Origin of the sequence: Parapedobacter deserti, from assembly GCF_042646065.1 — a bacterium.
In the GTDB taxonomy this organism is placed as follows: domain Bacteria; phylum Bacteroidota; class Bacteroidia; order Sphingobacteriales; family Sphingobacteriaceae; genus Parapedobacter; species Parapedobacter deserti.
Genome location: NZ_JBHRTA010000038.1, coordinates 122,077 through 135,748, shown reverse-complemented (window position 1 = coordinate 135,748; position 13,672 = coordinate 122,077). Strand labels below are relative to the sequence as shown.

At 46.7% G+C, this 13,672-nt stretch carries 7 protein-coding genes; 1 reads left to right on the top strand and 6 read right to left on the bottom strand.

Annotated elements, in window-relative coordinates; genetic code table 11:
* Positions 1 to 9: 9 nt before the first annotated feature.
* From ACFOET_RS13325 to ACFOET_RS13310, 4 genes are all read right to left on the bottom strand, one after another.
* Positions 10 to 888, bottom strand: a complete 879-nt coding sequence (locus tag ACFOET_RS13325; RefSeq protein ID WP_379023440.1) for a hypothetical protein — start codon at positions 886 to 888, stop codon at positions 10 to 12.
* A gap of 147 nt (positions 889 to 1,035) precedes the next feature.
* Positions 1,036 to 1,725 (bottom strand): hypothetical protein, encoded by a 690-nt coding sequence (locus tag ACFOET_RS13320; RefSeq protein ID WP_379023438.1) that lies wholly within the window; start codon positions 1,723 to 1,725, stop codon positions 1,036 to 1,038.
* Positions 1,726 to 1,768: 43 nt separating this feature from the next.
* Complete coding sequence (locus tag ACFOET_RS13315) at positions 1,769 to 3,373, bottom strand: RagB/SusD family nutrient uptake outer membrane protein (RefSeq protein WP_379023436.1); 1,605 nt, start codon at positions 3,371 to 3,373, stop codon at positions 1,769 to 1,771.
* A 10-nt stretch (positions 3,374 to 3,383) separates the two neighbouring features.
* Positions 3,384 to 6,545: a SusC/RagA family TonB-linked outer membrane protein gene (locus ACFOET_RS13310; protein ID WP_379023434.1), complete on the bottom strand. Its 3,162-nt coding sequence runs from the start codon at positions 6,543 to 6,545 to the stop codon at positions 3,384 to 3,386.
* A 593-nt stretch (positions 6,546 to 7,138) separates the two neighbouring features.
* On the opposite strand from ACFOET_RS13310, the gene ACFOET_RS13305 reads away from it, so the two are divergent.
* Positions 7,139 to 9,829, top strand: coding sequence for a hypothetical protein (locus tag ACFOET_RS13305; RefSeq protein WP_379023432.1), 2,691 nt, complete (start codon positions 7,139 to 7,141; stop codon positions 9,827 to 9,829).
* 28 nt (positions 9,830 to 9,857) lie between these two features.
* Here ACFOET_RS13305 and ACFOET_RS13300 read toward each other — a convergent pair whose 3' ends face one another.
* Both ACFOET_RS13300 and ACFOET_RS13295 read right to left on the bottom strand, forming a co-directional pair.
* Positions 9,858 to 12,137 (bottom strand): S9 family peptidase, encoded by a 2,280-nt coding sequence (locus tag ACFOET_RS13300; RefSeq protein ID WP_379023430.1) that lies wholly within the window; start codon positions 12,135 to 12,137, stop codon positions 9,858 to 9,860.
* Positions 12,138 to 12,229: 92 nt separating this feature from the next.
* A complete protein-coding gene (locus tag ACFOET_RS13295; RefSeq protein ID WP_379023428.1) occupies positions 12,230 to 13,654 on the bottom strand; it encodes an APC family permease in 1,425 nt (474 codons plus the stop codon).
* Between the last annotated feature and the right edge of the window lie 18 nt (positions 13,655 to 13,672).

Here is a 13,672-nt window from a genome sequence, read left to right as displayed (position 1 = left end):
ACGCTGTGCTTAAGTAGTACCTGGGCTTTGTGTAGCTCCAGAAATACGTGTTACATCTGGCAATTTAACCTGTACTACATAGGTTCCTTCCATTAAAACGCGGAATCCAAATACTGGATTTACATTATTACTTGGTACGCCGTCGATCTGAGCGAACTGCATGGGAATCCGGTAGTAAATTAAGAAAGCCCAATCGGTTCCGTCATCACCCACTAAGTTAGTCAATGGGAACGGAGCCACCTCAAAATCGCAAATTAACGCGGTATCAGTTTCGATAACCGGATTGAATTTTACATGTGACTCAAACGTTGGGCGGTCGCCCCGTCGGATGACTTCGCCGGCTCGCGGGTTCCATGGGTTACCGTTCTTATCAACAATTTTGAGAATTACCCGGGCACCTTCATTGGAGATTTTCGTGCAGGAAAGCTGTGGCGCATTGATCGTCGTAAATACTTCTGCAGCAGTTGAGCCGGTAGCCGCTTGATACGTCACCTGAAACATATCCGTTATCAAAGGGTCAACTACATTGATTTGCGCGAAATCCTTGAACAGACGCTTTCCCCAAGAGTTTGACATCTCCACATCGAATACATACTCTCCAAGGGTAAGATTAGCGGATGCTCGGTTAAACGCAATCTGTCCACTCGTTTCGTTGAATACCATGGGCGTGGTATTGACGAGTTCCCGTTTTTTGTTCAACAACTCCACTGTCGTGTCTTTGCTTGGGTCGAACACCGAACCGCTTTTGAACATCAACACTTCGTAGTCGGTAAAAAACTCAGCAGGTGCAGACTCCCCCGTAATTTTATTGCGCAGGTTAAGCATCGTAAACGTATATGGCGGTGTAGATCCGTCCGCATCAATCCGATCAGACAGCGTCAATGCCATACCTCGTTTGCATTCAATGATGTTTGACTTATACCGAATTCCCTGGCTCAAGAAGCCCTTATCAATTTTAGAGCAGCTCCAACTGCTTATAGCTATTGTTCCTGTAAAACAAACAAGCAATATTCTCGATTTCATTTTGTTATCCGTTTAATTACTGAAAGATTGAGCATTAAAAAATAGCCGGTGATTATCCGACAATACATGTATGATCCCCGTCGTCGTGATAATCCCTGATGTCTGGCAATCATATGACAGATCACGTAGGTTTTCCGGTATGCTAGACTGATCCGGCTCATCGGAATCAAGTGTTCCGTTCACCTTCGTCAAGTTTACATAATCGACATAATCCAAGAACGTACTATAAATATTTACTCGTCGCAGCTTGATCATAAACCGGACGCCTTGGACGGCCCCCAACCTACTGGTATAATAAGCTCCTTCTGTAGACATTTGTTCACGGTTTATTTTTCCATCGAACATATAGATCTGTAAAGAATCCCGTAATTCAGTTGCTGGAATATCCTTGATACCAAAATCAATGTTTTCATCGCCAACTTTGATGATCTCCTCTTGTCTTTTGACCGCCACGTAACTGGCTACGCTGTAATTTGTTGATGCGAAAAAGGTGATATCACCATTAATTTCATCTTTCAATCCAGCCTGGTCGATCACACGGACTAATGAATCGAATTTCGGATGCGACTTCAAAAAGTCGTAGGTCGTCATATTGACAAATGCATCACTTGGCCCGCCGTCATTCATATAGTCATTCTTTTCGCAGGACAACAGCCCAACAACAGTCATGATGACCAAACAGAATCTTAATATCATTTTCATCTTTCCTAGTTTATATTAAAGTAAAATCATGCAGCCTATACTTCTAAACCTTACCACGCCAATATGGGGTTTGGGTGAGCTGCAAGTTATTCCGGAACAACTGGGGCGCTGCCGGCCAGTAAAACCCACCCTGACGGAAACGATCCGTAGACAGCCAGTCAACGAACTGCGGGTATTGCCGGGTCCGGATCAAATCAAAAAACAAGTGCCCCTCCAAGTAGAGCTCCTTTCCTCTTTCCAGCATATATTCGTACATAACTTCGTTCTTTGTCAGTCCGGCTTTGACCAACCCCGATGGAGAGGCGCCGTTCCGAGTTCGGAATGTGTTGATGATCGTTCGAGCTTTATCCACTTCATCCCGATACAACGCTATCTCCGCCTCCAAAAGCAGCATATCACTATACCTAAACACGATGATATTATTACTCAGATACGCGTCTTGCAGCTGCCCTGGATTACGATAAACTACGTTGCTATATTTGATACACGTAGGCTGGTTCGTATTGATATCGGTAAAATTTCTCCGGAAGCGGATATCGGCTGTGTCAATAACTTTGGTATCATATTCAAGCCACTCCCATTCGGTACCGCTCCAAACCCAGCCCCATTCTTTTGCTAATTTGTAAAAATGGTTGGCTAAGTAAGCGGGGTTGACGTGAAACCGCGAATATGTTGGACTGTTGTAGTCTATGTATTGTTTACGAAGAAAGAACGACGCGATGTGCCGATTAGAGCCCTCCCTGTTGTCCTCGCTGGCTGCAAGCTCAAATATGCCGTCGGGCGAACGGCCGATAAACGTGCTGTAATAATTACTTGTATCCGTTTGCCGGTATCCTCCGAAATCCTTGAGGGCTTGAATTGTGGTATCAGCGCTATATACATCGTTCATGTTAGGCTGGTCCGAACCTAAATCCGATGTGGTCGCTCGCCACAAATATAAGTGAGCCAATAATGCGTATACAGAACCTCGATTAGCCATCACTTTGGCCTCTGCAATGTTCCTATATCCCCAAGACAGCAATCTCGCCGCTTCATGGCAATCGTTTTCGATCTGAGCCATTACCTCCTCCTTAGCAGTTCTTGGAAGCTGCGGTGCGGATATCGGATCATCATACGCCTCGGTTACCAACGGCACGTCTCCCCAAACGCGGACCATTAAGAAATAGCTCAGTGCCCGGATAAATAATGCCTGCCCGATTACCTCGTTTTTAAACCTGACCGTGTTCTCCTCGTCCGCAAGCAACGCATCGTCAATCTCAGGAACTTGCTTCAATATGATGTTGCTCATGGCAATGGCTTTATAAAACGAGGTCCAATCTCCATACGATTCGATGTTGTATTGAAAAGTGAAGTCACCCCCTTGTATGCCCTCCAACCCATCTCCCGAATAATCGATAGTAAAATAATTCCTGGCTACGGCATCGCCATACATATAATGCCGGCCAGCCCCATTGAAATTACCACTTGTGACAGCGTTTCTCAACAACGCGTAGTTTCCTGCCAAGCCACTTCGCACGTCGCGGGAGGATTGCCAAAACGCGTCCAGATAAGTCGAGTTGCGGGGTTCTTCTACCAAAATTTTTTCGCACGAGCTTGCAAGTAAGGCAATGATCGCATAAACACCCAAAAGAGAATATTTCGATTTCATAATTTCTTGGTTAAAATGTCAACTCTAAGCCCAATGTATACTTCCTCGGGATGGGGTACCCACCGCCATTGTATTCCCCGTACTGATTGACCGCTTCCGCATCCGGCAGCTTCCTGGACTTTTGCCACATATAAGCGTTGTCCACAATTCCGTAAATCCTCAACCGCCCCAGCCCCATGCGCGACAAAAAAGCCTGGTTTACTTCGTATGACCCGATGATATTCTTCAGCCGGACGTAACTGCCGCTTTCCAAGAAGAAGGTTTGCGCTGATGTGTAGTAATACCGATAACTGCCCAAATCCATTTTAGCATATGTGGCCTCATCCCCATCTGCGCGCCAAATGTTATACTTGCTCAGGTCCGGTATGGAAAAATAGGCGAAGTTGCTCATTGCACTGCCAGCGGTCGAATTCGAAAAGGCGTCCGACTCAAACAGGTTCAGCACATCCCGATCCAGGGTATAATTTAAAAATACAGTAAGCGAAAAGTTTCTATAAGAAAACGTATTCGTCCATCCGCCCGTCCACTTCGGATTAGGGTCGCCGATGGGCAACTTGTCTGGGTTGATGCCGCTGTTGAAGACATCAATGAAATAGTCCCCGTCCAGATCGGCAAAATAAAAATCCCCCGCATCATACAACCCGTTGTTATTCCGAAACCGTTCTCCTGTATAAGGATTGATCGGTACGTCCGCTCGTGACCCGTATACCCCAAGTGTTTGAAGCAAGTAGAATGTATTGATTGGGCTGCCTACCGAAAGAATATGTGATTTATCAAAACGGTCGCCGCTCAACACCAGATCTCTTCCACCATTAGGCAGATTCATGATGGCGTTTCGATTATAAGAAAGGTTGAAGTTTGTCATCCACCTCACCGGGCTGGTTCTGTTTAAGGGATTAGCATTAATGATCACCTCAAAGCCTGCGTTACGGATACCGATAGAATTGGTTAATGCTAGATCGTAGCCGGTCGTGACGGGTAATTCTACAGAAAAGAGCTGAGCTGTGGTTTCCCGATTGTAGATATCCGCTGAAAAACTGTATTTACCCTGAAAGAGGTCTATATCTGCACCAATGTTCCAGCTTCTACTTTTTTCCCAGGTTAGCCCGCGTTGGGCCACCCCGTTATGAAAGTTTGGCAGGGTGGATACAACGCCGTTATAAGATGTTGCGCCACTGCCGCTATATGATCCGGCGTTGACATTATAAAGGTTATACTGTAGATAATTCTCACGTGGTAAACTACCCGATGTGCCGTAACTTCCGCGAATTTTCAACATGGATATTCCCTCACTGTCTTTTAAGAAATCCTCTTCAGACAACAGCCACCCTACCGAAAATGCAGGGAACCACCCCCACTTGCTGTCTTCGCCAAAGCGAGAGGAACCGTCCGAACGTAAACTTCCAGAAAACAAATAGCGGCTGTCGAAATCGTAACTAAATCTTGCATAGTAGGAAAGCAGACCCCAGGCTTGATAATCTGACCCCGCACCGATATTGTTCTGCAAAAAGCCTTGCACGACCTTAATTTGGTCTGATGACCCCAGATTTCCCCACGCTTGAGTGGTCTGATAGCGATCAGTTTGAATGTCCTGGCCTAGCAACGCGCTCAGCGAATGTTTGCCAATCATATTATTATAGGTAAGATAATTTGATGACAACCAATTTTCCTGAGCGGATGAGAAAGTAAACGCAAGGTTACCTACATTACCATTTAACGCACTCGGGCGGTTGTAATCGCGCCGTGCACCGTTATTGGTATAGGATGTTTGTGAAGTGAACCTGAGATGCGGCGAAAACGCGTAATCCAAATTGAGGGTTAATGCCAGTTGATTATTGATGTTTTTATCTAAATTTTCATCGTATACCCCCAATATCAACTCTCTCTTACTGTCCGATAGGTTAATTAGTGATGAGGGCATGTTGCCTGCTCCCACATTTAAGGGACTTATACCCAAACCTAAGTTTCGTTCCAGCGGACTCAGCCCTTCTCCGTTCCCTCGCGCCCGGTCTGTGCGCGTGAAAGCAATAATTGGGTTAATCATGAGCTTTTCTTTTGCCGCCCTGCTGACCAAATTCAATCGGCTACTGAAGCGTTTGAAGCCTGTCGCTTTAATAATACCTTCTTCATCGTAGTAACCTGCACTGAAACGGTAAGACATACCACCTGAACCACCGCCACTTAAACTCAGGTCCCCATTATTTATTTTACCAAGTTGATAAAATAAATCCTGCCAATTCGTGTTGCCATTGAAGGCCGGATTCAAACTATCTGTTAGCAAAAAAGGAAGGTTAGCGCGGTTGTTATAGGCAACTTGCCTTTCAATAATCTCCATTTTTTGCCTGCGTTCGGCAGCACCCAGTGTGACGTCCCTAAGTTCGGGCCGCATCACTATACCGGTATAGCCATTGACCATTACAGTAGGTTCCGTACTACGCCCTTTCTTAGTTGTAATCATAATGACGCCGTTAGCTGCACGGGAGCCATAAATAGCGGCCGCTGAAGCATCGCGCAACACGTCCACTGACTCGATATCATTTGGATTCAATCCAGCCAGGTAGTTTGTGCCAGTACCGGTATTGACACTATTGTATTGCTCCGCTGGTTGAGGCACCCCGTCAACGACGTATAACGGATTATTCAAGATGGTACCTGGCTCGTAATTTGAACTTACTCCGGTGGTTCCCCGTACATTCACGGTAGGTGCTCCGCCAGGCATACCCGTAAAATTCTGGACATTCACCCCCGCAAGACGGCCTTGTAATAACATATCGAAACTTGCCGCAGGGATATTAGCGAGTTCCTTTCCCGAAATACTCGAAATCGCAGCAGTATTCTTTTTCTTGCTGACTGATTGATAACCGATGATAACCACTTCGTCTAATGAACTCAGCGTCTCGGTCAACACAATTTCAATAGCGGATTGTCCTTGAACAACCACCACCTGTTTTTCGAAACCAACGAGCGTTGTCTCGAGCGTAGTTCCACGATCTGCTTGAATAGAAAACTGCCCCTGATCGTTCGTTTGCACGGCGATATTCGTGCCTCGAACTGCAACCGTCGCTGAGGCCAATGGTTGCCCGTCCACATCCTTCACCGTTCCTGTTACGGTCTGGGCTAATATAGGAAGTGAAAACAGGCTATACAACAATAGTAGTAGTGTTTGTCTCATATTAGTTTCATACTTGCTAATTAATTACACATCAAAAAAAGACCAGATAACTAGGATACAGGCTTACGGATCCAAAAACGGTATTGCTTCGTTGTTCATGTTGTTCAGTTTGTTTAGTTAACAATAAAACTACAAGTACAAGTGCTACGCACATGATTATTTTCGTCCCTATCTCAGAAAAATATATATGGTTGAATGGTTAGCTATCTTATCATCAAGATATAACAAAGGTAAATGCACGGCCCTGCTTAAACTAATCCGATCTTCACCGATAAGAGCAATTATTTACCCTATATATAAATATACTGCCCAGCGGTAACGAAAAAGTGAATTAAAATTGATCGCTTTTCAATTTATATCTTTCTTTTTCAGAATGATGGCTTGGTATTCCGATGCATTGGAAAAAAGATGGTAAGGGCATAGCTTATATAAGCACTAACTTATATTTCAACCGATAGACATTAACATGTAATCAGATGGTAACGAAGCTTTTGCAATTTTAGCCCTTCCACCGTAAGTCTTTGTAAAATCACGATGATTTCATATATTAGTACCATGGTAAACCGAAACCAACCAATTCTTAAACTCGTCATATGCGATTCCTCTTATTGGGCCTCTGCTTGTTGTTGTCCCATTTGTTAGCCGCACAGAACAACGGCGAAATCAAAGGCGTTGTCGTGGATGTAAACCGGCAACCGTTGGAAAAGGCAACAATAGCGGTTGTTGAAGTCAAGGACTCTTCGGTGGTTACTTATTCCTTATCGGACAGCGACGGTCGGTTCAAGCTGATAAAAATTCTAACGTTGCGACAGTTAATCGTACACATCACACACGTCAGCAGTTCACCTTATAGCCATGAATTTACCCTAAATCCCAAGGAAATTTTGTCTCTCGATACGGTTATGATGGGAGAAGTCAGTCTTGATGAGGTGATCGTAACGCACATAGCGCCCATCCGATTAAATGGCGATACGCTGGAATATCGAGCCGACTACTTCAAGACACGCCCCAACGCTAACGTGGAAGAGTTGCTGCAATTGTTACCCGGTCTCCAAGTCAATGTAGACGGCACGATTTACTATCAAGGCAGGCAAGTTTCGGGTATACGGGTCAACAATAAAGATTTTTTTGCGCAAGACCTCACGATGGCAACCCGCAATCTTGACGCTTCATTGATTGACGCTGTACAGGTGATCAAAGACAAGGGTGAGTCAAAACGGGAGATACTGGATGATTCTGAGCTACCTATCGTAATTAACCTGAAGACAAAAAAAGATTTTGTTAAAGCGGATTTCGGCAAGTTTTACGGCAGTGGCGGCACACACGACCGCTATGAAACGGGAGCATTGGTCAACACGTTTCGGGACACCTTGCAGATCAGTTTCATCGGCTATGGGAACAACATCAGCCGACAGGGCTTTGATTATAGTGAGTTGGGGCAGTATGGCGGAATGAACCGTGCAGAAAACAATTCGTATAGTTATATGAGCTATGGCGGATTACAAAATAAGGTTTCCCTTGGCATCAATGCAAACTACGACATTGACAAAAAACTGAAAACCAATTTAATGTATACATTTGAACAACAGAATGACTACGTGGATAATAAAGGCACCAACTCAAATATCTATGAAACAATAACTGAAATTGCGAACAGCCAAGACAATTCAACCTATAAGAACTACACTCACCGCTTCCGGGCATTTGCTCGTTATGCCCCAGATACGACATCGACCGTTTCGTTGGATGCCAACATAGCGTTTGAACGGAGTGCAAATGAACATTACGGCAATTCGAGCCGATTTCAGGATGGAGGAATAAGTGTTCAGGAAGGCGAAAGCAACAGTAACAATACGGCAAACAACCGAAGTTATAGACACAATCTCTACGCAGAAAAAAAACTGGCTACATCAAAGATACTTTTTTCAATCAGCCAGAACGCCTATATCAGGCAAACGGAAAATAATAGTATCCGGAATACCTTCAACCGGTTCTACTTATTTAACGACAGTACTGTAAACCAAGGCATAATGCAGCTCACAAACGGCAACAATTTGACTATTGGAAATATGTTAAACGTACAAGTGCCCATCCGTAAACATGTCAATTGGGACACGTATGCCCGTTACAACTGGGAATTGAACCGGAACGTAGAGGAAATAGATAATAAAATCAACTCTGAGGAGTTCACAAACCGGAGTGATGTCGCCAACAACAAGCAGGGGCAATTCGGATTTGCCTTTCTCGGCACTCGGGCCAACGCCTCCCTTTTCAAGGAAAAACTAAAGATTTCTGTAGGTATCGAATGGCTGAATCTTGGCCGCAACTACCACTATTACGGGAAGTCCGCAGATTTGAATGATCGCAGCCGCTATTGGTTACCTACCGCTTCCTTCACGCTTAACGGTCTCACGCTATCGTACAGCAAACAGGTGAGGCTGCCTTCATTCTACCAGATCGTCGCGGTCAATTCAGACCTGTACCCAACTTCGTTGACGATCGCCAGCCCATATTTTACCAATCAACTAGAAGAGACCATCAGGTTTCGCTATTTCAGATGGTTCGCCAATAGCAAAATAAACTTCAATGCTTCGATAGGTTATACGAGCTATGAGAGGTCTATCGGATCAAGCACCACGTATGACGTATCCAGTTCTGAAACTACCCGCAGATATTATCAGGCACCGGGTACAGATCGGCTATATGTGAATGCATACGTAATGAAGCGCTTCGCGCAAAACGCGACATGGAATATCAGCTGGAACCTCTCTGGATATGGTTCGACGAGTAAGTCATATGCGACGGTAAATGATGAGGAAAACGCCGCACAGACGCTGTATGGCAATCTCGACAACAGCCTAAATGTAACCTACAAAAACAAGATAACGCTCATTCCCACATATGGATTTAACATGAATAAGGTTAGGAACGAGCAACAAACGGTAAACTTCCGGGATATCTCCAACATCAACCATAGTGTAGGTGCCATGCTGAGGCTGGATGATATCCGAAAATTCCGTCTCGAAACATCCTACACGGTAAGAAATCAACCCCGAAGTTTAGGTAATGACCGCACTAACCTCCACCTCGTAAATGCGGCGCTGTACTATCCCATTATGCAGCGGAAAGGCGAATTGAAGTTTACAGCTTTTGACATGCTAAACCAGAACCAAAATATCTGGATCGGCAGCTCCGGCAATACCAACTACTATCAGGAACAATTGACCCTACGACAATACTTTCTATTGGGGTTGGTGTATAAATTCCTGGCTACCCCGAAGTGATTAGGCGTTAGTTAGTTGACGTTTACGCCTAGAATACCGCCTTCTGCCCTTCCCATACCGGGGGCTCTACTCCCAGCAGGTGCTTTACAAAAAAGTCACGCCTTTTCTTTTCACCATATTCGCCCCCTGAAGTATGACCAGCGCCGGGCAACACCACCAGCTCGTGGTCTTTATTAGCTTTGATGAGCGCATCTACCACCTGCATGGTCGACGCGGGATCTACATTGTCGTCAACTTCACCAACGATAAGCATCAGCTTGCCTTCCAATTTATGGGCGTTGACCACATTCGAACACTCCGCATATTGCGGGCCGATAGGATAGCCCATCCACTGTTCGTTCCACCACATCTTGTCCATCCGGTTGTCGTGGCAGCCGCACGATGATACGGCAACCTTATAAAACTCCGGGTGAAACAGCACAGCGCCGGCTGCGTTTTGCCCTCCAGCGGAAGTTCCATATATGCCAACACGGTTCAGATCCATATACGGGTACTTTGCTGCAGCGGCTTTTATCCACAGCATGCGATCGGGGAAGCCGGCGTCCTTCAGGTTTTTCCAGCAAACATCATGAAAGGCCTTAGAGCGGTTGGACGTGCCCATGCCATCGATCTGCACAACAATAAAGCCCAGCTCTGCCAATGCAGCCATCCCCTGCTGTGTACTGAAAGTCTTAGGCACAAACGACCCCTGCGGACCGGCATAGATGTTCTCAATAACAGGATACGACCTGCTGGGATCAAAATTGGAAGGCCGGATGATAACGCCCCAGATATCCGTTACACCGTCACGCCCCTTTGCATGGAATACTTCGGGATATTTCCATCCGGTTGCGAGTAAGGCGCTGTCATCCGCCTTTTCCAACTCCAGCAACACCGTGCCGTCCGCTGCGCTGCGCAATACCGATACCGGTGGCGCATCGACTCGGGAGTATGTATCGATAAACATAGAATTGTCTGGAGAAAACACTGCTCGGTGGTTTCCGTTTTCAAAGGTCAGCGGAACCAAGCCTGAACCATCGAAGCTGACGCGGTAGTATTGGATAAAGTAGGGATCTTGACCGGCCTCCTTACCGCTTCCCGCGAAAATGAGGTACCGCTTATCTTCATCTACATGCACTACCTCCCGCACCACCCATTCACCTTTGGTGATCTGATTCTTAACGCGCCCGGTTTTGCCATCGTAAAGGTATAGGTGGTTCCAGCCATCGCGCTCCGAAGCCCAAATGACTTCCTGGCCGTCATTGATATCCTTCCGGTACTTCTTGCCACTATAATCTACGAACGTCTTGCTGGTTTCGGTAATCAACGAGGAGACCTCCCCCGTGGCGGCATTCACCGAAAACACCTCATATCGCTGATGCCCGCGTTGATTGTATTCGAAGGTAAAGCCACGGCTGTCTTTCCGCCATTCGAGGCGCGATATGCTGTATTGGTTGGGAATCAGCTCTGGGTCGACCGCAAAAGACAGCTTGCTATCCAGCAAAAACAATACCGGTTGATTTTGCGGAAGCGCATCCCCTGGCTTTAGGTAATTCCGCTCCTGGAGAATGGGCTGCAGTTGGGTGCTTGGCGAGGACTCTACGAAATAGATCTTCCGCTGGGTATTTGGCCTTACCTTATTCACGGCAAGCTTCCTGGAATCCGGCGACCAGGCAATATTCGGTGAGTAAGCGTGCCCCAACGCCCCATCATAACTCAGCTGGATTTCACCACCGCGTTTGTCGCGGGGGCGTACGTATACATTGTAGTTCTTGATATAGGCCACCCAATTGCTGTCTGGAGAGGTGGTTTCCCGTACCCCATCACTGTCTGGATCTCCCCAGTAACGGCCACCCCCACGGCCCCACCGCGGTGGCTCAGGCTTCTTGCCGGTATCCGTAACCCGGTAATCCGTCAAGCTAACGCTCCACACCTTGTCAAAAGCATTGAAGTCGATCTGATTTGCCGACCTATACGTGATCACATTAAACGGAAGGCTGTCAGCGTCTACCTTTTCCCCGCTTGCCGAAGCCAAGGTAGCTGCGATCCGGTGATGATCGAAGGCCAGCGCTTTTCTGCGCTCGGCTGCATCTACCAGCATAAAGCGCTTACCTTCCGGTGTATTATTTACATACCAGAATTTCGCCTCATTTTCCAGCCAGGTAAAGTTGGTAGGTGTATAATGCACTTTGTTACGCGTTGTTTCGCTAAACGAGGCCGCACGTATATAATCTTCAGCAGTCCCTTGGGCATGCGCTTTACCAATGATCATCAGCCCATAGATGAGCAGATGAACCAAGCACCGGTACCTGATTTGCGTATACTTCATTGCTTATTGTATAATTTATGTCGAAATCCATATTCCAGCTCCCCCCGGCACTTATTATGCGCCATATTCACCGGGATCAGCTGTTGCATACATCAACTATTTACTGGCATTGCTTTTTTTCGTATCAGGTAATATACCGGTATACCCAGCAAAGCGATGATAATTCCTGGCCAGGTATAGTTCGGCTTGTAGACGACCATCAATATGATAAAAGCAGAGCCCATGCAGATGTAAACCAGCGGCAATATGGGATAACCAAACGCCTTATATGGCCTTGGAGCCTCGGGACGGGATTTCCGCAACCTGAATATGCCAATAATACAGAGCACATAGAATATGACAACCACGCTGGAAATCATATCTAATAAGTCGCCGTATTTGCCGCTCAGGCACCATAGCGAAGCGATAATGCATTGCAGCCATAGCGCTACGGCAGGAACCGAAGACCTGTTGAGCTGTCCCACCTTCCGGAAGAAAAGCCCGTCCTGCGCCATCGAGTAATAAACCCTTGCCCCAGCCAAAATCAGCCCGTTGTTGCAGCCAAACGTGGATACCATGATCATAATGGCAATGATCGTGATGCCAATAGGACCAAAGATCTCCTGAGCAGCGGTCATGGCTACCCGATCTTTATCGGAAGCAGCCATCTGTTCCATGGTAAGTACTCCCGTATACATGAGGTTGGTCAGCAGGTACACGATGGTCACGATGATCGTACCCAACGCGAGGCTCAGCCCCACATTGCGGCCCGGATTTTTGATTTCACCGGCTACCGAGGAGGATGCGTGCCACGAATCGCTGCTGAATATGGCACCAACCATCCCGGCAGCGATGGCACCCAACGCAGCGAACATGGTATAATTTGCAAGCGAGCCATCCGAATTCAGTCGTCGTAGGTTCCAGGCATCAGCGGTGAGCCAATTGGCTCGCCACACATCGCTGTTGAACGCAAAAAAACCAAAAAGCACCAGTCCCAGCAGGCTCACAATCTTAACCACTGTGATGCTGGTCTGCACAGCTTTTCCGCTGTTGACGCCCCAGGTGTTTACCACGGTAAGCAACAAGATGACAACTATTGAAACCAGCTGCGCCGATGATATTTGTAAGAAACTCAAATCCATTACGATCACGTCCTCATCCAGTGCCGGAAGCAAATAGGCGGTGAACTTGGCAAAGGCTACGCCGACCGCAGCAATTGTGGCCGTTTGGATAACGGTAAAAAAAGTCCACCCGAATACAAAACTGACCAGCGGATTGTACGCCTCCCTTAGATAAATGTACTGCCCCCCTGCCTTGGGGAACATTGCGCTTAGCTCGCCATAGCTCAGCGCAGCGGTAAGCGTCATAAAGCCGGTAATCAGCCATACCGCCATGAGCCACCCCGCACCGCCGGTATTCCTCGCAATATCCGCGCTGACAATAAAGATACCCGAACCGATCATGCTTCCGGCCACCAACATGGTGGCATCCATCAGGCTCAACGACGATTTGAACCCGTTATTTGCCGCTGTGCTCATTATGGTCTGGGCTGTAAT

What these genes read in the sequence shown, in the direction of transcription:
- ACFOET_RS13305 (WP_379023432.1), top strand. Translation starts at nt 7,139, where the DNA reads ATGCGATTCCTCTTATTGGGCCTCTGCTTGTTGTTGTCCCATTTGTTA.
- ACFOET_RS13310 (WP_379023434.1), bottom strand. Translation starts at nt 6,545, where the DNA reads ATGAGACAAACACTACTACTATTGTTGTATAGCCTGTTTTCACTTCCT.
- ACFOET_RS13295 (WP_379023428.1), bottom strand. Translation starts at nt 13,654, where the DNA reads ATGAGCACAGCGGCAAATAACGGGTTCAAATCGTCGTTGAGCCTGATG.
- ACFOET_RS13320 (WP_379023438.1), bottom strand. Translation starts at nt 1,725, where the DNA reads ATGAAAATGATATTAAGATTCTGTTTGGTCATCATGACTGTTGTTGGG.
- ACFOET_RS13325 (WP_379023440.1), bottom strand. Translation starts at nt 888, where the DNA reads ATGGCATTGACGCTGTCTGATCGGATTGATGCGGACGGATCTACACCG.
- ACFOET_RS13315 (WP_379023436.1), bottom strand. Translation starts at nt 3,373, where the DNA reads ATGAAATCGAAATATTCTCTTTTGGGTGTTTATGCGATCATTGCCTTA.
- ACFOET_RS13300 (WP_379023430.1), bottom strand. Translation starts at nt 12,137, where the DNA reads ATGAAGTATACGCAAATCAGGTACCGGTGCTTGGTTCATCTGCTCATC.